The following is an 18,206-nucleotide window of genomic DNA, read 5'->3' on the forward strand; positions in this document are numbered from 1 at the left end:
CCGTCACCGGCCGCGTTCCACCAGCGCCATCACTCGGGCAGGGCTTGCGGTGCCGCCGGTGATCTTCAGGGGCGCAACAACGATCAGAGCGCCGGTGGGTGGAAGCTGGGCCAGGTTCTGAAGCAGGGTGACGCCGTACTTGTTGTTGCCCAGCAGGTAATAGTGCGCGGGGAAGGGTGGATCGAAGGCTCCCGCGTTGCCGGCGTCGATTCCCACTGTCTCCACCCCCAGTCCTGCGATTCCCGTCTCTTCACCCAGCCATTTGGCGCACTTCGCAGAGATCCCAGGGGTGTGCGAGCCGGCGTCGTCCATATTGAGGAAAGCATCGGGGTCCTGGGCAAACTTGTCCCAACCGGTGCGCAGGAGCAGCCACCCGCCGTCGGGCAGCGCTCCGTGCTCGACTTCCCAGGCCTTGATGTGCTCGATCTCGAGCACAAAGTCCGGATCCGCGGCGGCCTGGGCGCTGAAGTCGAGGACGACGGCGGGCGCCACCAGCCGGGTCAGCGGAAGTTGTGAAACGTCGTCTCCGTCGCGTCCGGTAATCCAGTGCGACGGCGCATCCACGTGCGTGCCGATGTGCTCGCCGGTATGGATGTTGTTGTGCTTCCAGAACGGGCCCGGCTCGTCGAAGGCACTGACCGCTTCCAAGCTGAAATCAATCAGGTTTACGAACGGTTCCGGGAGCTTCAAGGTGGGGGTCCCGCTGCTCAGCGGAGCCGTCAGGTCCACGATTTCCAGCGTTCCGCCGGCAACGGCGGCCAGCAGGGTATTGATCAAACCGGAATCAGTGCGGTCAAGGCTCATGTTCGGGTCCTGTTCACGGGAGGAGGCTTTGCCTGAGAATACCCGTGCCTCCGAGGCGCCGTGTCATCCACGCGTCATATGGAGCACAACATGTCGGCAGAGTCAGGCCGATACAGGCGGGTCCTCCGCCGATCCGTCCCAGCCCAGGTTGGTCGCCATCCGCTGCAGCACTGCAACCAGGGCGCCGTATTCATCCTCGGAAACGTTCTCAGTGAGTTGTTCCCGGATGCGTTCGACGGCGCCGCGCAGGTTTTCCAGGCTGCGCCGGCCCAGATCGGTCAACTGGTACTGGCTGTCATCCAGGGACACCCAGCCGCTTTCCCGCAGCTCTTCGATCAGTTCCGCCGAGGTGATGCTGCCCTCGACCACGGGAAAGAACGGCTTTAAAGCGTCGGAGAGCTGCTTTTCCGAGGCAGGGCCGTCCGTCAACAGGTTCATCATCTGCCATTGCCGTCTGGTGACGCCGTGCTCCTCGAAACTGGCGCCAAACTGATCATCAACCAGTTGGTCCACAAGCTTGAGCCAGAATCCGATGGGACGTTCGTCAGTAGCCATCACCCCACTGTACAAAGCAATGCGGATCTGGGGAATGGCTCGGGGGACGGCGGGAAGCGGTTACAGCAGCGCGCGGGTTCCGCACTTTGGGCACGGGCCGGAGCGGGCCAGGTCCACGCAGACCATGCAGACCGGAAGATGGCCGTTGTCGTCACGGAGCGGGCGATTCGGCATGGTTTTCCCGCAGTAGGGGACAGGTCGTTGCGCATGGTGCATGGCCCGGCGCTTGCAGGGAGTGCAGAAGACGTGGACAAGTTCATCTTCGTCCTTGGCAGTCACGTCCAACGGACGGATGAGGGTTGATTCGGAAGTGCTCATTTTCCTTCCTGATGGCGGCACAGGATGATCGGTTCCGGGCACGCACAAACCGCATCAACGGCGGCTGGATGCATGCAATACTTTTCCAGAATAATAATTCTCCGGCGCGTTCCCGGACCCGGTGGAAGAACCCGCTGAAGGCCCGCAGATGCCTGCAACGGCGCGGTTCTGAGCACTTCCGCAGGGTCGGCGCTATGCCCAAAGTCATAGCTTTCAGCCCGGCTTCGCCGGGATCCGGAATGCTGCTCCTAGTCCAGCAGTGCCCGGATGTCGTCGGCAGTGAGCGCTGAGCTAAACACGGCGGCGTCGTCCATCACTGAGCTGAAAAGCTTGGCCTTCTGCTCCTTGAGCGCCATCACTTTTTCCTCGATGGTTCCGCGGGCAACCATCCGGTAAACCATCACGTTGCGGGTTTGGCCGATGCGGTGCGTTCGGTCCACCGCCTGCGACTCCGCAGCCGGGTTCCACCACGGATCCAGCAGGAACACATAGTCCGCCTCCGTCAGGTTCAGGCCGAAACCTCCGGCCTTAAGGCTGATAAGGAACACCGGAGCCTGGCCGTCCTTGAAGGAAGCGATGACTTCGCCGCGGTCCCGGGTGGAACCGTCCAGATAGGCGTAGGGAATGCCCGCGGCGTCCAACCGGGCTGCGGCCTTCTTCAGGAAGGAGGTGAACTGGCTGAAAATCAGGGCACGGTGACCCTCGGCGGTGACATCTTCGAGCTGCTCAAAGAGGGCATCGAGCTTGGCTGAAGGAACCCCGGCGTAGTCGTCGTCCACCAGCGACGCATCCAGGCTGAGCATCCGCAGCAGGGTCAGGGAACGGAAGACGATCATCCGGTTGCGGTCCAGATCCTTGATCAGGCCCATCAGTTTTTGGCGTTCGCGCTGCAGATGCATCTCATAGATCTTGCGGTGCTTCGGGCTCAGCTCCACCTCCAGCACCTGCTCCTGCTTCTCCGGCAGGTCCTTGGCAACGGCTTCCTTGGTGCGGCGCATCAACAGTGGGCGGATGCGTCGGCGCAGCCGGGCCAGGAGCTTGTTGTCCTCACCGCGTTCAATGGGGCGCTGGTATTCCTCGATGAACTTCCGGGCGGAGGGAAACAACCCTGGCGCCACGATCGCGAACAGGCTCCACAGCTCCAACAGGTTGTTTTCCATGGGGGTGCCGGTAATGGCCAGTTTGAAGGGCGCGTTGAGGTCGCGTGCGCACTGGTGGGCCCTGGTGGTGCGGTTCTTCACGAACTGCGCCTCGTCCAAGATGAGCCCGTCCCACTCCAGGGCGCGGTATGAGGCAAAGTCGAGCCGGAACACGGCGTAGGAGGTGACCACGATGTCGGCATCCGCAGTGAGTTCGGCCAGCGGCACTTTTGACTTGGCGGTGGTGTCTGGAATGGCGACTGCACGGAGTCCGGGGGTGAAGCGGGCCGCTTCGGAGAGCCAGTTCGGCACCACCGAGGTGGGGGCTACGACCAGGAAGGGCCTGCGTGCCTGGGTGTGTTCTTCCGCGCTGGAGCTGCCAGCGGACGTGCCGTCACCGTCGGCCCCCGCCATGCCGCCGTCGGCAACCGGCGCTGCGCCGCCGTCGGGCTGGGATGTCTGCTCCCGCGCATAAGCCAGCAGGGCCAGCGTCTGAAGTGTCTTGCCCAGGCCCATGTCATCTGCCAAGATGCCGCCGAGCCCGTGCTTCCAGAGGAACGCCAGCCAGTTGAAGCCCTCGGCCTGATAGGGGCGGAGGTCTGCTTTCAGTCCGGCGGGCAGCGGCACCTGCTCTACTGAATCCAGTTCCAGCAGGCCGGTGACTGAAGCACGCCAGGCTGCGGCCTGTTCGGTTTCCTCCGCCAGCTCCTCCAACTCGGACCACAGGCCGGCCTGGTACCGGCTGATGGTCATTTCGCCCGTTTCCCATTCCTGCAGCCCTTCGGCTTCTTCCAGCAGGGCGTGCAGCTGGGCAAACTCAGGCCGGTCGAGCGAGAGATAGGTGCGGTCAACGAGCAGGATCTTGGTTTTGCCCTGGGACAGTGCCTTGAAGACGTCGGCGAAGGGCACGAGCCGGCCTTCGACGGTGATCATGATGCCGAGGTCGAACCAGTCCCGGCGCTCGGTTTCCACCGTGGTGATCTTTAGTTCGGGGACGCTGGTGAGCTCGCGGTAAGCGGGGCGCTCGCCAACAATGTCCACCCGTACGCCGTCGACCTTTTCGATTTTGGGGAGCAGATACTCGGTGAACTCTGCTGTGTCGATGCCCTGATAGGAGCGGCTGCGCGGCACCGCCCCCAGCACTTTGCCAACGGCGGTGAGCAGGTCAGCTTCAGTTGCCACATCCCGGTAGCTGGACGCGGGATCTGCCCGGGTGCCCAGCGGGATGCGGTTGAGGTCATCTCCCTGCCGGTATTCCCATTCCCAGTCCAGGAAGAGGGAGTCGTCCGGCTGGAAGGAGGCCGTGAGCACCAGCAGGGGCGGGGAAATCTCGGGGAACTCCACCGAATCGTCGCTGCTGGTGACTGGCAGGACTTGGCGGAGCTTGGGATAGAACTTTTCCAGGAAGACCGGGGCGTCCTCTTCGGGGATCATCACCGGTGCGCTGTTCAGCAGCAGGCCCTTGTCCTGATCGGTCAAGGGGCGGGCCGTGGGCGCCAGCGTGATGACGTTCTCCGGACTGCGCACGTAGATGCCGTGCCCGGCGATCAGTCCGGCGGCGTCGGCAGGGTACGGTTCGCCGTCGATCTCCAGAACAGGAAGCAGCTGCAGAGGCACGGCGCCTGCCGTTCCAGGGGATTCCTTGGCGAGGGAATCTTTGGCGGCACGGACATCGAGGGACAGTGCAGCCCGCTGCCCCAGCCGGACGCTCGTGTCTTTCTTGGTGCCGACAAACTGCACGCCGATCCGCTGCGCTTCTTCCAGCAGTTGCCACAGCAGGGGGTTGGAGAAATCGTCCAGATAAAGCCACGAGTCGTTCTGGCCGAAGTAGCTGACGCCGTTGGAGCGGTGCAGAGCGGGGAACTGGGAAAACCAGCGGTGCTGCTCCGGATCCAGCTGCAGCCCGTATGTCTGGTAAGCAATGTTGCTCCACGCCAGGTTGTTCTTGACCCAGTTGCCCTTGGTGTTGCGGACCACCGGGCGGACGCCGAGCCGAAAGGAAGTGTTGCGGTGGGCGCTTCGCGGAGCCGGAGCACCCCAGCGGGCGCTGATTCCCGCGTCCGTTGTCCTCACCTCAAATTGGAGCGCCAAAGGTGTGGCCGAGGCCTTGGTGCTTCCCGTCAGCGCGTGGAGGTCAGCGTCAATGAGTGTCTGCAGGGACTCCTGCCAAGCCGGCACCGTTGGTCCGGTGGAAGCTGAAGGTCGGATGAATTCCTGCCGCGCCACCAAATGGTCGGTATTGCTTTGCAGTGCGACGGCGGCAACGTGCTTGCAGTCGAAACCGACCGGGCAGCTGCAGTGGTTGTCCAGCAACCGGTAGTCGCCCTGCCGTTTTTCTCCCAGCTGCAGCATGGTCCGGTACGGCACGGAGGAATGTCCGCGGACCTTGGCGCGCAGTACTTCGGCCTCAGGCTCCCAGGCCAGCTCAACCACGGCACCGCCTTTGGCGTATGTTTGGCCGCGTTGAAACGCGGATCCGCCGACGACCCGGATGATGTCCGTGACGTCGATCAGAGGCGGTGAAGAAGGCATGTTTTTATCGTCTCACGCAGCCCCGACACTTCCGTGACGGGCATCCGGGGGCTTGGTTTGCAGGTCTCCGGCGGCGATCTGGATCGGGGATATCGGGAGCGTCGGCGGGCCTTCCCTGCAAAGCGTTCGAATTCTCGCTAGCATCGTGGGCAACGCAGATCACAATGGCGTGATCTGCGTGTACTTTCTTTTCGATGATTACCTGCTCCGCCCGGTCGTCTTCAGGCAGCAGAAGACGAGTAAGCGGTGGGGCATAATTGCGCACAGGGACCATAGCCGTCCCTCGTATCCGGGGGGAAACGCATGAAAGTACAGAGCAGGCTGCAGCGCACAGTCCTGGCCGCCGTCGTCGTCTTATTGCTCACGGCCTGCACTGGGGAGGCCGGTGATGGTGGCACTGCGAACAGCACGGCTGCTCCGAGCAAGCCTGCCGTAGCCATAGGACCTGTTGCGGCGACCTTCGCCGGTGAAGGCAACGGAATTGGCGGAGATAAGGGAGTGCTTCCGGGTTGGGCCGATAAGGGTCAATGCGCGGTTGCTGCGAACCTCCGCACGTTGTGCCACTGGTCCGGCGGCGGTGCGGGAAGCACATTGACCTTCGACGGGATTTTTACCTATGACCAGTATCGGAATCCGGTAGCGCTGGAGGAGAACCCTCCGGCCGCCGTCGAGGGTCTGCCGCCAGACGCGATCATTCTCTTTGCCGAGCCGACTGCCGATGGCTTTGTCTTGGTCTACAGCGAACAGTATGGCGGCCAGCACACCATCCTCTTGACGGATTTCGAGGGAGCCCAGGTGTGGAGTGTGCCGGCTCCGGCACGCGTTGTCGATCTTGCGGTCACGGCCACTCAGATCCTTGTGTCCACTGATGAAGCAGTGGTGGAGATTGATCCGGGCACGGGTGCCTCCCGGGACGCCGCTCCGGGCGGAACCACCCTGCTGGGCTACAAGAATCCGCTCTCTGGACACGCCACATACCTTCCGGACCAGCGGGGACTTGCGGAAGCCGACGGCGGCCAGTTGGTGGATCCCCGGCCGCTGGTACTGCGGATGCTGAACTCTTGTTCCGATGATGCCGTCTGCTCCGGGCCGGCTGCCCTGTTGGCCGACCGCGAGCACGCCCTGATCACAGGTTCCACAGGTGATGTTTCCACGGGTGACCGGGAACGAACCCTCACAGCATTCACGTCCGACGGCGATCCGGCCTGGACGCTGCCCGGAACACCCAACAGTGCGGTGCGTTATCAGGACACCTATGTGCTGGGTTTCGATGGGGATGCGGCGGGTCCTGCCCGTCTGATTGCGGTCAACGCACAGACCGGGGAAAAGATTGGCGAAAGCCTGTTTTCCGGTGACAAGGCAATGGTTTTGGGTGCCGTGGAACAGGGTGTCCTGGTTCGTTATGCCGCTGATGTCGGGGGTGCTTATGACTCCATGCAGACCGTACTCGCGGTAACAGTCACCGAAGGCGAGCTGGCGGCCCGGGAGGAACCGTCGGCGTCGGCGTCGTCGTCGGCGGGACCGCGGACGGCTGGTTCCGGGGAATCTTCCGGTGCCTCGGGATCGTCCGCTGCGCCGCCCCGGCTGAGCGGCACGGGTCTTCCGCCGGGCTGGAGCACCTATGAAGGCGAGGACGATCCCTTCCGCCTTGACCTTCCGCCCGACTGGACCGTGGAGTTTGTGCCCGGTGACGGTGCACCCGTAGGAAACAGATATACCTTCCGTGACGGCGACGGCGTGGAAAGCGCCGGACTCATGACCAATATGAGCGGCTTGGGCGGCATATGCGGGGGCTCGCCTCCTTGGCCGGTATCGGAGCACAGGATTGCCCTGCCACATATGAACAGGGCGGCGACGCCGATTGCCAAGGAGCCTCTCTACCTGGAGACAGTCGCGGATGAACAGGGCGGGTTCTCGTACAGAGTCACTGACCTTCTGGGGCATCCGGGGGTCTGTCCCATCCACAAGCTTGCGGAGCCGGGCGGAGGTCTGGGCACCACCAGTTTCTCCGGTCAGATCACCGCTTCTGAACAGTCCACAGCTTCCGGTCTTTCCAGTGCCTCGGGGAGGGAGCAGTCCAAAGCCGCAGAGCTGCGGGCGATGATGCTCTCCTTCCGCGTGGAACGGTGAATCTTAGAAAGGCGGTGGATCGTCGCCGTAGTCATCAGGTGCCGAGATGCCGGACGGCGTTAGCAGGAGCGCCTTCGTCGGATCTTCCGGCCGCTGAGAGCTGGAAGGCTGGCCGCGCTTTGCTTGTCCCGACATCGCCTGTCCCAGGGGCTGGTTAGAGGCCAGAGTGAGGTGCGGGTCGGTGCGGTAGGTCCTTCCGCCGGGCGAGGTCCACTCGATAATCCCCGGTGAGTGTTGTCGTGCTTTCCAGAAGCCGCGGGTTTTGAACATGTGATGCCGCCGGCAGAGGTGTTCGAGGTTGTCGTGGTCGGTGGTGCCGCCTTGGGACCACGGTTTGGTGTGGTCAATCTCGGAGATCACCGCGTTGGTCCTGCACCCGGGGAATCGGCAGGTTCCGTCGCGGGCCCGGAGCCAGCGCTGCAACCCGGCAGGAACTTTCCGTCGCCGGCCGACCCGCAAAATCTCGTCGCTGCCCGGGTGACGTTCCACCGCTGTCCAGCGGGCTGCCTGCCGGGCAAGCCTGCGGGCGGTTTCGGGGCTGATGGGCCCGTACCCGTGCAGTTCCGCCGGCTGTTCATCAGCTCCGAAGAGGGTTTCCGCGGTGATCAGGACCAGGATTTCGGTGCGAGCCCTGGCCTTGGTGTCCTTGGTGCGGCTTTCGTGGGTGTTCCGGCCGTCGGGTTTATCATCGCGGACCAGGTCGCCGTTGGCGGGGCCATCGCTAGGTCCGCTGGGCCCGGCTGTACCGCTGCCCTCCCTCCCGCTCCTGGCATCCACATCAGCTTCTCCACCGTCATCCCCACCCTCGAGCAGATCCGCCAGGATGTCCGCCCGCAACTCATCCACCCGCCGCGGGTCCCCGGCCGCCTGTTCCCCCCCGCGCAGCGGTCGTCAACTGCGTATAAATCAGCTGGGCACGGGCAGCCGGCAACAACGCCGACAACCAGGACATGCCATCCTCGTCCGGTGCCAGACAGACCCGGCGCCGCTCAAACGCTGTCTTATGCCGGACCTTGATCGTTTCCGGATATGTCTTTTCCCGCATCCGGCGGGCCTTCACCCGGAACTGCGACGACGTCTGACCCGCCACCGCAACCGCCAACAGATCCTTTTCAAAGCCAGCCAGCGCGGCCTCGGGGACATTCTGGGACTGATCCAGCACGGTTTGGACATGCCCGTAACTGAGGGTGCCCGCTTCCAAACCAGCCAGGGTTGCCGTGTGCGTGGAACACAACTGTCCCGCGTCACTCATCAGCATCTTCGCCGTGTTGGTAGGCAGGCACAGGATCGCGGCAGCTTCCTCCGCAGCAAGACTGAACGTCAGCCCCGGATCCTCCCTGCCAACGTCTTCCAGCAGGTCATCGCGGAAGACGGTCTCCATCCGGTGAAGGATTTTCGCTTGCTGGGCCTGCGCCCACCGCACCAAAGCATCCAACCGGGACAACACCACCCCGGCTTCGTCCTGGGTCAGGGACTCAGCCGACTGCAAACTCAACGACCCGGTAAACCCGTCCCGGTATGAGGGACCAAAGCCGGCGGAGGCCTGCGCAGGACCATTCTGGGCGGGATCGCTATGAGCGGTACAGGAATCGGCCCTTCCGGGCTCCGCTTGGTAGACCGAGAGACTCGGCCCAGCAGCCTGTCCGGTACCGGTGGGTTCACCAGTGTCGCCGCGCCGCCGAGAAGATCCGTTCTGATCCATGTCTACAGGCTTTCACCCGCCACTGACATTTCCGTCCCAGAAACAGCCCCAGAAGGCCCAAAACGCCCCCTTTTGAGGCCCTTCAAATACCCGACTTTTCGCACCTAAGTACCTGCTCAGAAAGCCACATACCTAGGGATAACCCATGTCTGTGCAGATGTGGTCCAGGCGCCCCGCGGACGGCACAGCCTTAGGGCAGGACGGGGCAGGACGGAGAGTCTTGCAAGCCGAAGATCAGCTCTGAGGCTTGACCACGGGAAAACGGCCGCTGGGCTCTTCGTCTTCGTCGAAATTGTTGGCGGCGGGTCCCACAATCAGCGGATCAGGGGCGTGCGCAACAGACGTGTCTTTATTCGGATAATCCACGCTGTGCAGGACAAACCGCATGGCTTCCAGTCGGGCGCGCTTCTTGTCATTGGATTTCACGACGGTCCACGGGGCGTCGCCGGTGTCGGTGTAAAAGAACATGGCCTCTTTGGCCTCGGTGTAGTCGTCCCACTTGTCGAGGCTGGCAAGGTCTGTGGGGGAGAGCTTCCACTGTTTGACCGGGTCAGTTTCACGGGCCGCAAACCGTGCCACCTGCTCCGCTCGGCCCACCGAAAACCACAGTTTGTTGAGCAGAACCCCGGAGTTGACCAGCATGCGTTCCAACTCCGGCACCTCACGCATGAACTCCAGATACTGGGCAGGGGTGCAATAGCCCATGACACGTTCCACGCCTGCACGGTTATACCAGGACCGGTCCATCATGACGATTTCACCGCCGCTGGGAAGCTTCGCCACATAGCGCTGGAAATACCATTGGGTGCGCTCGTTGTCAGTAGGCTTTTCGAGCGCCACGATGCGGGCACCGCGCGGATTCAGATGTTCATTGAAGCGCTTGATTGCTCCGCCCTTGCCGGCCGCGTCCCGGCCTTCAAAGATAATGAGCATTTTCTGGCCGGTGTCTTTTACCCAGAGCTGCATCTTCAAGAGCTCTATCTGCAGCGCACGCTTTTGTTTCTCATAGCTGCGTCGGCTCAGCTTTTTGTCGTACGGGTAATTGTGGCGCCAAGCATCGTCGTCGGCATTTGTCTTGATCTTCTTGCTTTTGATCTTTAGCTCGCGAAGTTCATCGAGCTCATTCGTGTAATCCTCCGTGACGGACACCCGCCTGACCTCTTCGGAGACCTCACCATTTACCCCGGTCTCCTGCTCGGGCAGCTGCTCAGCAAGCTGTTTGTCATCTTCTTTGACGGTGGTCTTGTTGGTAGCCATGGAGATCTCCTGAGCACGGGACGGTGACTACGAATCTACGTGTCCACGGCAGGCCAGGGAAGGGGGAGTCTGCACGAGATAGCCGAGGGGAGGCCCGGAAAACCGGACCTCCCCTAAAGAGAGACAGCCCCCAGACGGGTGGCTCGCCTCATGATGTGCCTCAGGACCTCTGATTGACGGCTCTGACCTTTCCTATTTCGCGGCAGCAGTCATCAGGCGGGCACGCCGGTGGGCACTCCCGGCTGCAGCGTCGTCCATAATGAATATCGATGACTTCTCTACGCACCAAAGTTCTGTCCCTTCTCGCAGTGCCCGCAATCCTGTTTGGTTCCTCGGCCTGCACCCCTCTGACGGATACCGGAACCGGAGCAAATGCCGGGGTTGGAACCGGGGACGGAAACAGCAGCTCATCGGTGCAGGACGCAGCGGCGGGATCTGCGCTGGAACAGCTGGACACTCTTCCGGTCAAGGGCCGCGCACCGAAGACCGGGTATGACCGGGACCAGTTCGGACCGTCCTGGGCCGACGTGGACCGCAACGGCTGCGACACCCGCAATGACATCCTGGCCCGCGACCTCACCGCCATCGTCTATAAGGATGGAACCAAGGAATGCGTGGTGGCTTCCGGAACCTTTGCCGACCCCTACACAGGCACGGTCATCAGCTTTGTGCGAGGCAACGAAACAAGCACCGCCGTCCAGATCGACCACATCGTGGCGCTCTCCGACGCGTGGCAAAAGGGTGCGCAGCAGCTGTCCGCCGAGGAGCGCCGCCAGCTCGCCAACGACCCGTTGAACCTCATGGCCGCTGACGGTCCGGCCAATGGGGCGAAGTCGGATTCCGACGCCGCCACCTGGCTGCCTGCCAACAAGGCCTTTCGCTGTGAATATGTGGCCCGCCAGGTCGCTGTCAAAGCCCGGTACGAGCTGTGGGTGACCCAGGCTGAGCGCAACGCCATCGCCGGTGTCCTCGAGTCCTGCCCCGACCAACCGGTTCCCGACGGAAGCCGCAGCGCGGAGGCTGCGGTTGCGAATCCGCCCGCCGCCGAAGCCGGAAACGCACCCGTCTATGCCAACTGTGCGGCGGTCAAGGCTGCCGGCGCGGCGCCCATCCGTCCCGGCGATGCTGGCTGGGACCCCAAGTTCGACGGCGACGGCGACGGCGAAGGCTGCACCTCCTAGCGGGCGCTGTCGTTGATGGTCAGCGCCGCGGTCATCAGCGCGAGGTGGGACAACCCCTGCGGGAAGTTCCCCAGGAAGGCATGGTCGTCCTCGGCGACCATTTCGGTGAAGAGCCCGACGTCGTTCGCCAGCGGCACCAGCTGGTGAAGCTCTCCTCCGGACGCATCTCGATCCGGCCGCCGTCGTCGGCATCCAGCAACGCGGCAAAGGAAGGAACCGAGTCAAGGTCCGGGGTGGGATACCAGTCCACTGCACCGTCCCGGGCAACCAGTGCGACGGTGCGTCCGTCCCCGATCGCAGCGTAAGAACGCAGATCCGCATAACCGTTGATTCGCTCGTCCGGACCGGTTGTCGTGGGGCTTTCGGCAGTCATTGCGGCCTTCCGTTGATGAGCAGGTCGGTTTATCCATCCTAGAACCCCGGTCAACGAGGCAGGAGTGGTCGTAGGATGGGCCTTCAGCGTTCCGGCGGGTGCGGAGCAAATGTGTTTTCCGCAGCCGCCGTCTTTTGTTGGAAACACCCGTTCTCTTTTTCGAAATGTCTGGCTGTCAGGATCGGAATATGACTTCTTCTCTCACTATTGGATATGCGGCAATGCTGGAGCAGTTCCATCCCACTGAAGCGGTGGCGCTGGCGGAATATGCGGAGAGCAAGGGGTTCTCCGGAGTCATGGCTGCGGATCACTTCCAGCCGTGGGTTCCAGCGCAGGGCCAGTCCGCCTTTGTCTGGAATGTGCTGTCCGCCCTGGGCGAGCGCACCAAGGGAGACATCGGCCCGGGCGTTACGGCCCCGACCTTCCGCTGGCATCCGGCCATGGTCGCCCAGGCCTCGGCCACGCTCGCTGCCATGTATCCCGGCCGGCACTGGCTGGGGCTGGGATCCGGCGAGGCGCTGAACGAGCACATTACCGCCCAGTATTGGCCCGAAGCACCGGAGCGCATCAACCGGATGTTCGAGGCCATCGACATCATCACCAAGCTCTTCACCAACTCCCTGGCCGGCAAGGACGTGCGCCACAAGGGCGAGTTCTACAAGATGGAGTCCACCCGCCTGTGGACCATGCCGGAGACGGCTCCCGAAATCCTGGTGGCCACCGCCGGACCGGTCACGGCAAAACGGGCCGGCCGGCACGCCGACGGGCTGATTACGGTGGGCGCTCCGCTGGAGAAGATCGGAATGCTCTTCGACAAGTTCGACGCCGGAGCCCGCGAAGCAGGCAAGGATCCGGACACCATGCCCAAGGTTCTCCAGTTGCACATGAGCTGGGCCGAAACGGACGAAGAGGCCCTCACCAACGCCATGGTGGAATGGCCCAACGGCGGCATGAAGTTTCCCAAGGGGGACATCCGGTCTCCGTTCGAGCTGGAGCAGATGGCCAAGCTCGTCCGTCCCGAAGACTTCGAGGGCCGGATGGTCATATCCAGCGATCCCGATGTCCACCGCGCCTACATCCAGAAGTTCGTGGACCTGGGCTTTGACCGCATCTACCTGCACAACGTGGGACGGAACCAGCGCCAGTGGATTGACGTGTTTGGCGCCAGCGTCCTGCCGGCACTGCAGCGCTGACCGATGCGCAGCATCACGGTTTTCGCCCTCCCCGGCATCAGTGAAATCACCCCCGGCACCGATCTGGTGTCCGTCATCCTGGCCGCCGCGGCGTCAACTCCGGACGCGGCGCTGCGGCCCGGAGACATTCTGGCGGTCACCTCCAAGATTGTCTCGAAGGCCGAAGGCCGGCAGGTGGCGGCGCAGGACCGGGAACAGGCGATCACCGAAGAAACCGTCCGGGTGGTGGCCAGCAAGGTTCATCCCGGGGGAGTGACCCGGATTGTGGAGAACAAACTCGGCATCGTGGCCGCCGCTGCAGGGGTGGATAACAGCAACACCCCTGCGGGCACGGTCCTGCTGCTTCCCGTTGACCCGGATGCCTCGGCCCGCGCGCTGTGTGCCGGGCTGCGCCGGGAGCTGGGATTCGACGTCGGAATCCTGATCACCGATACTTTGGGCCGGCCGTGGCGCGAAGGGCAGACCGACGCCGCCATCGGAGCCGCCGGGGTGAACGTTCTGCTGGATCTGCGGGGAACATCGGATGCCTTTGGCCAGGAGATGAAAGCCACCATGACGGCAGTGGCGGACGAGATTGCCGCCGCCGCGGACCTGGTGAAAGGCAAAACCAGCCAAAGCCCGGTGGCGGTGCTGCGGGGGTTGCCGGATTTGGTCCATCCTGAAGGCTGTTTCAGTGCAGACAAGGGTGCCCGGGCGATGGTCCGCCCGCCGGCACAGGACATGTTCCGGCTCGGCAGCGCCGAGGCATGGCGGGAAGGCTATGCCGCGGCCCGCCTGGACGCCGGGCTGCCGGAGCCGCGCTGGCTCTAGGCGGATACCTCCAGACGGCGGTGCGCCTCGTCCGCAGAGGCCGGAAGGGACAGCGCAATCAGCGGCCGCCCTGTGGCGGGATGCACCAGCACGTGCGCCTGCACCCCGTACACCTCGCGGATCAGCTCGGCGGTCAGCACGGTCCGAGGATCCCCGGCAGCAACCACCGTGCCGCGGGACAGGACAATGACGTGGTCGCAGTGGGCCGCGGCATGGGTCAGATCATGAAGGGCGGCGACGACGGCAATGCCGCCTCCGGCCAGCTCCCGCAGCAGCCGCAGCGTGGTCAGCTGGGCGTGCGGATCGAGGTGGTTGGTGGGCTCATCCAGGAGCAGCAGCTGTGGGCGCTGCGCCAGAGCCCGGGCCAGCTGGACCCGCTGTCGCTGCCCGCCCGAGAGTTCGGAAAACATCCGGTCCGCCAGCTCAGACACGCCGGCGGTCTGCAGCGCTGCCGCCACCTCGGCGTCGTCGTCATTGCTGCCAAACCCCAGCAGCGAACGGTGCGGCATGGTGCCCAGGGCCACGACGTCCCGCACGGTCAGCGGAGCATCGGTTGCGGATTCCTGCTCCGCCAGGGCAGCAATGCGGGCGCGCTCGCGGCGGGGACGGCGCAATAAGTCCTTTCCTTCCCACAGCACGGTGCCTGCGCGCACGGGAACCACGCCGGCCAGCGCCCGCAGCAGCGTGGACTTGCCGGCACCGTTGGGGCCCACCAGGGCCGAGAAGGCGCCGGCCGGAACCGTGCAGTCCACGCCGTCCACCACGAGCTTGCCGCCCAGCCGCACCTCAAGCTTCACGGCGTCCAGCGTCTTCGCCTGCTGAATGGCTGCCGGTGTGCCGCTCATGCTCCGCCCTTCCGCCGGGCCAGCACGTAGGCGAACACCGGCGCCCCAATGACGGCGGTGACCACCCCGACAGGCAGTTCCCGGGGTTCAAAGGCCGCCCGCGCCGCGGTGTCGGCCCAGATCAGGAAGACCGCGCCAAGCAGTGCGGACAGCGGCAACAGGCTGCGGTGGCCGGGGCCGGTGATCAAGCGGACCACGTGCGGAAACACCAGGCCGATAAAGCCGATGGCTCCGCTGACGGAAACCATGGCCCCGGTAAGCAGCGCGGTGGCGGCGAGCATCGACCACCGCACGGCCGGAACGGAAATGCCCAGGGCGGAGGCGGCGTCGTCGCCGAAGGCAAAACCGTCCAGGATACGGGCGGTGCCCAGCAGCGGAACGCCCACCAGCAGCAGGGCGCCGGCGGCTATGCCCACGCTGGACCACTGGGTGCCGCTCAGGGAACCGAGCAACCAGCCCAGGATGTTGCGGTAGGAATCTCCCGTGGCGGTCCAAAAGATCACCAGGCTGGTCAGTGCGCTGCCCAGCGAGGACACAGCGACTCCGGCCAGGACGGTGCGCGAGGGCGTGAGCCCGCCGGCCAGCCGTGCCAGCAGCAGGGTTGCCGCCAGCGCGGCCAGCGCACCGATGAACGCCGCCAGCGGCAGCAGCAGCTGAACACCCAGCAGCAGCACGCAAACCGCCCCCAGCGAAGCACCCGAGGACAGGCCCAACAGGTAGGGGTCCGCCAGTGCGTTGCGGGTCAGTGCCTGCATGACCGCACCGCTGAGGGCCAGTCCTGCGCCCACGGCAGCCGCGGTGAGGACCCGCGGCAGGCGCAGCTCCCAAATGATGCCGTCCTGCAGGGCGGAGAGCGGGCTGGTGCCGATGCCCAGGTGGGCGAGGATGGAGCGGAAGGCATCCGGCACGCTGATGTCCGCCGGGCCCACGGTTGCAGCGGCGGCGATCGACACCAGCAGCGCGGCCGCCAGCACCGCCGTTGCCGAGCCTGTGCGGAAGCGGCGCCGCGCCGGGGGCGGAGAGTCCTCGGGAGAGAGGGCAGCAGTGTCCCTGCGGTGCAGGCTGAGGGCGGTCACGGCAGCTTGGCGAGCTGGTCGGCGAGGTCGGCCACCGCGTCAGCGTTGCGGACCCCGGCTTCACCCGCGGCGAAGGGAAGGATCAGGTAACGCTCGTTGATCACCGCGTCCATGCCGGCGGTGGCCGGGTTGGCGGCCAGCAGCTCCTTCTTGGACTCTGCGGTGTTCCGGTCCGCGTCGACCAGCACGATGACGTCCGGATTGGCCGCAACCACGGTCTCCCAGCCCAGCGAAGCCCATGATTCCTCCACATCTGCGGCAATGTTCTCCAGGCCCAGCGTCTCCATCATCATCTCGGGCGCACCGAGACCGGCCCCCGCATAGGGGGTGTCCCGGCCGGAGGAGAACCAGAACGCGGTCTGCCCGGCTCCCGCCGGTTCGACGCCGGCCAGGGTCTTGCGTTGTTCAGCCACCAGGGCGGCCGCGGCATCCGGCGCGCCCAGCAGGGCGCCGGCTTCGGTGATGTCGGCAAACACGGATTCGAAGGTCAGCTTTCCGGGAACTCCTTCTTCCCGGCACGCGGCCGGAGAGACGTAGGTGCTGACCCCCAGCGAGGCCAGTACATCGCGCTCGCCGGCGGCTTCGGCGCTCAGATTGGATTCCCAGCCCGCATAAATCAAGTCCGGTTCGCTCTCCAGCACCACCTCCTGCGAGGGAGCGGCGTCGGACAGGGACGGCAGGCCCTCCGCCTCCGCCGCCAGCGGCTCGGGCACGGGGCCGTCCAGGAACGCCGTGCCCACCACTTTGCCGCCCAGCCCCAGCGCCAGGACTGTTTCGAGCGAGGTGGATTTGATGGCCACGATGCGTTCCGGCGCAGCGGTGAGGGTCACCTCCGTTCCGCAGTTGGAGACGGTGATTGGGTACGACGACGGCGACGGGTCGGCGTCCGGCTGCGCGGTGGGTTGGGCGGCAGGTTGCGCGGCGGGTTGGGCGGCGGGCGCTGCGGGCGCGGAACAACCAACTACCCCGGCAAATCCGGCGGCCAGGAGCAGGGAAAGGGCAGACGCGTGGAATCGGTTCATAGGTCCTCTTTGTGCGGCGGGTAAGCGGAGGGATCTATGGTCCAAATCGAGACCAGCGCTACCGGCCAAACGCGGCCGGTGATCTTTCGAGGAAGGCTAGCACTCCTTTGTTTCCAACGGCTTCCCTGCGTCCCGGTTGTTACTTCCGGTTATTTCCGACGTGCCGGAACGGAATCCAAAAAAAGGAGCGTCCCAAAACCCTTGCGGGTTGCTGAACAAGGGCGAAGGATGAAGCCACCCGCGGCACATGCCGCATCAGCTTTAACGCCGCGGAAATGTTGGGGAAACGTTCAGCACAAAGACTGATAACGGTCCTTGAAACGGCCGATCGACACTGCGGCACGCAATGCCGCTACTAGGAGGCGCAATGACAATCATCCGCACAGCCCTGACCCAGACAACGTGGACCGGGGATGAAGAATCCATGGTTGCCAAGCACGAGGAGTTTGTCCGCAAGGCAGCTGCCGAGGGCGCACAGATCATTTGCTTCCAGGAACTCTTTCACGGTCCGTACTTCGGAATCGTCCAGGACAACAAGTATTACGACTATGCGCAGAAGGTCCCGGGTCCCCTGACCGAGCGGTTTTCCAAGCTCGCCGCCGAACACAACATGGTGATCATCCTGCCGATTTACGAGGAAGAGCAGCCCGGTGTCCTCTACAACACGGCAGCGGTGATCGACGCCGACGGAACGTATCTGGGCAAATACCGAAAAAACCACATTCCGCACGTGGAGAAATTCTGGGAGAAGTTCTATTTCCGTCCGGGAAACATGGGCTGGCCCGTCTTCGACACCGCCGTCGGAAGCGTGGGAGTGACCATTTGCTATGACAGGCATTTCCCCGAGGGGTGGCGCGTCCTGGGTTTGAACGGTGCCCAAATTGTCTTCAACCCGAATGCTTCCAAGCCCGGGCTGTCCAACCGGCTCTGGGAATTGGAGCAGCCCACGGCCGCTGCGGCAAACGGCTACTACGTGGTGGTGCCCAACCGGGTGGGCAGCGAAAGCAATGAATTCGGCGACGAAGCCGTTGATTTCTACGGAACTTCCTACATCGCCGATCCGCAGGGCAACTATGTGGGGGAGCTGGGGGACCGCCACAACGAGGAACTGATGATCCGCGATTTGGACATGGATCTGGTCCGCACCGCCCGCAACAACTGGCAGTTCTACCGTGACCGCCGTCCGGACGCTTACACGCCCATTACCAATCCCTAGGCATTCGGGTTCGGGATTCGGACAGGACACGTTTGTGTAAGACAGCCAGCTTT

16 protein-coding genes and 1 pseudogene are annotated in these 18,206 nt (G+C 64.0%); 5 read left to right on the forward strand and 12 right to left on the reverse strand.

What is annotated here, in order from left to right:
- Positions 1–3: 3 nt before the first annotated feature.
- The 4 genes from MUG94_RS02800 to MUG94_RS02815 form a co-directional block, all read right to left on the reverse strand.
- Positions 4–804 (reverse strand): cyclase family protein, encoded by an 801-nt coding sequence (locus MUG94_RS02800; protein WP_227908989.1) that lies wholly within the window; start codon positions 802–804, stop codon positions 4–6.
- Between the two features lie 102 nt (positions 805–906).
- Entirely contained in the window at positions 907–1,359 is a 453-nt protein-coding gene (locus MUG94_RS02805) for a MarR family winged helix-turn-helix transcriptional regulator (protein WP_227908988.1), read from the reverse strand.
- A 60-nt stretch (positions 1,360–1,419) separates the two neighbouring features.
- Complete coding sequence (locus tag MUG94_RS02810; protein ID WP_227892661.1) at positions 1,420–1,677, reverse strand: hypothetical protein; 258 nt, start codon at positions 1,675–1,677, stop codon at positions 1,420–1,422.
- A 248-nt stretch (positions 1,678–1,925) separates the two neighbouring features.
- Complete coding sequence (locus MUG94_RS02815) at positions 1,926–5,348, reverse strand: DEAD/DEAH box helicase (RefSeq protein WP_227908987.1); 3,423 nt, start codon at positions 5,346–5,348, stop codon at positions 1,926–1,928.
- A gap of 303 nt (positions 5,349–5,651) precedes the next feature.
- Here MUG94_RS02815 and MUG94_RS02820 point away from each other — a divergent pair, with 303 nt between their 5' ends.
- Positions 5,652–7,478 (forward strand): hypothetical protein, encoded by a 1,827-nt coding sequence (locus MUG94_RS02820; protein WP_227908986.1) that lies wholly within the window; start codon positions 5,652–5,654, stop codon positions 7,476–7,478.
- Between the two features lie 3 nt (positions 7,479–7,481).
- Here the strand turns inward: MUG94_RS02820 and MUG94_RS02825 are convergent, their stop codons facing one another.
- The 3 genes from MUG94_RS02825 to ppk2 form a co-directional block, all read right to left on the reverse strand.
- Positions 7,482–8,324 (reverse strand): HNH endonuclease signature motif containing protein, encoded by an 843-nt coding sequence (locus tag MUG94_RS02825; protein WP_227908985.1) that lies wholly within the window; start codon positions 8,322–8,324, stop codon positions 7,482–7,484.
- Complete coding sequence (locus MUG94_RS02830; protein WP_227908984.1) at positions 8,317–8,973, reverse strand: DUF222 domain-containing protein; 657 nt, start codon at positions 8,971–8,973, stop codon at positions 8,317–8,319. The genes MUG94_RS02825 and MUG94_RS02830 overlap by 8 nt, the downstream gene beginning before the upstream one ends.
- A 441-nt stretch (positions 8,974–9,414) precedes the next feature.
- Positions 9,415–10,437, reverse strand: a complete 1,023-nt coding sequence (gene ppk2, locus MUG94_RS02835) for a polyphosphate kinase 2 (RefSeq protein ID WP_227908983.1) — start codon at positions 10,435–10,437, stop codon at positions 9,415–9,417.
- Positions 10,438–10,706: 269 nt separating this feature from the next.
- On the opposite strand from ppk2, the gene MUG94_RS02840 reads away from it, so the two are divergent.
- Positions 10,707–11,618: a GmrSD restriction endonuclease domain-containing protein gene (locus MUG94_RS02840; protein WP_227908982.1), complete on the forward strand. Its 912-nt coding sequence runs from the start codon at positions 10,707–10,709 to the stop codon at positions 11,616–11,618.
- Here MUG94_RS02840 and MUG94_RS02845 read toward each other — a convergent pair.
- Together MUG94_RS02845 and MUG94_RS02850 are read right to left on the reverse strand one after the other, a co-directional pair.
- Positions 11,615–11,755 (reverse strand): glycoside hydrolase family 15 protein, encoded by a 141-nt coding sequence (locus MUG94_RS02845; protein WP_227909037.1) that lies wholly within the window; start codon positions 11,753–11,755, stop codon positions 11,615–11,617. The genes MUG94_RS02840 and MUG94_RS02845 overlap by 4 nt on opposite strands.
- A gap of 71 nt (positions 11,756–11,826) precedes the next feature.
- A pseudogene (locus tag MUG94_RS02850) lies at positions 11,827–11,991 on the reverse strand (hypothetical protein); the annotation flags it as partial.
- A gap of 188 nt (positions 11,992–12,179) precedes the next feature.
- Between MUG94_RS02850 and MUG94_RS02855 the strand changes: the two are divergent.
- Complete coding sequence (locus tag MUG94_RS02855) at positions 12,180–13,184, forward strand: TIGR03557 family F420-dependent LLM class oxidoreductase (RefSeq protein WP_227892675.1); 1,005 nt, start codon at positions 12,180–12,182, stop codon at positions 13,182–13,184.
- A 3-nt stretch (positions 13,185–13,187) separates the two neighbouring features.
- Positions 13,188–13,994 carry a coenzyme F420-0:L-glutamate ligase gene (cofE, locus tag MUG94_RS02860; protein WP_227908981.1) on the forward strand — a complete coding sequence of 269 codons (807 nt, stop codon included), beginning with the start codon at positions 13,188–13,190 and terminating at the stop codon, positions 13,992–13,994.
- On the opposite strand, the gene MUG94_RS02865 is transcribed toward cofE, so the two are convergent.
- The 3 genes from MUG94_RS02865 to MUG94_RS02875 are packed head-to-tail and all read right to left on the reverse strand — an operon-like array spanning position 13,991 to position 16,937.
- Positions 13,991–14,839, reverse strand: a complete 849-nt coding sequence (locus MUG94_RS02865; protein WP_227908980.1) for an ABC transporter ATP-binding protein — start codon at positions 14,837–14,839, stop codon at positions 13,991–13,993. The two genes, cofE and MUG94_RS02865, sit on opposite strands and share 4 nt — an antisense overlap.
- Positions 14,836–15,915 carry a putative F420-0 ABC transporter permease subunit gene (locus MUG94_RS02870; RefSeq protein ID WP_423724445.1) on the reverse strand — a complete coding sequence of 360 codons (1,080 nt, stop codon included), beginning with the start codon at positions 15,913–15,915 and terminating at the stop codon, positions 14,836–14,838. The genes MUG94_RS02865 and MUG94_RS02870 overlap by 4 nt, the downstream gene beginning before the upstream one ends.
- Positions 15,912–16,937 carry a putative F420-0 ABC transporter substrate-binding protein gene (locus MUG94_RS02875; RefSeq protein ID WP_227908979.1) on the reverse strand — a complete coding sequence of 342 codons (1,026 nt, stop codon included), beginning with the start codon at positions 16,935–16,937 and terminating at the stop codon, positions 15,912–15,914. Before MUG94_RS02875 ends, MUG94_RS02870 begins: the two co-directional genes overlap by 4 nt.
- A 367-nt stretch (positions 16,938–17,304) precedes the next feature.
- Here MUG94_RS02875 and MUG94_RS02880 point away from each other — a divergent pair, with 367 nt between their 5' ends.
- Positions 17,305–18,153, forward strand: coding sequence for a nitrilase-related carbon-nitrogen hydrolase (locus MUG94_RS02880; RefSeq protein ID WP_227892682.1), 849 nt, complete (start codon positions 17,305–17,307; stop codon positions 18,151–18,153).
- Positions 18,154–18,206: the final 53 nt, after the last annotated feature.

It is taken from the genome of Arthrobacter gengyunqii, assembly GCF_023022985.1.
GTDB classification, from domain to species: domain Bacteria; phylum Actinomycetota; class Actinomycetes; order Actinomycetales; family Micrococcaceae; genus Arthrobacter_B; species Arthrobacter_B gengyunqii.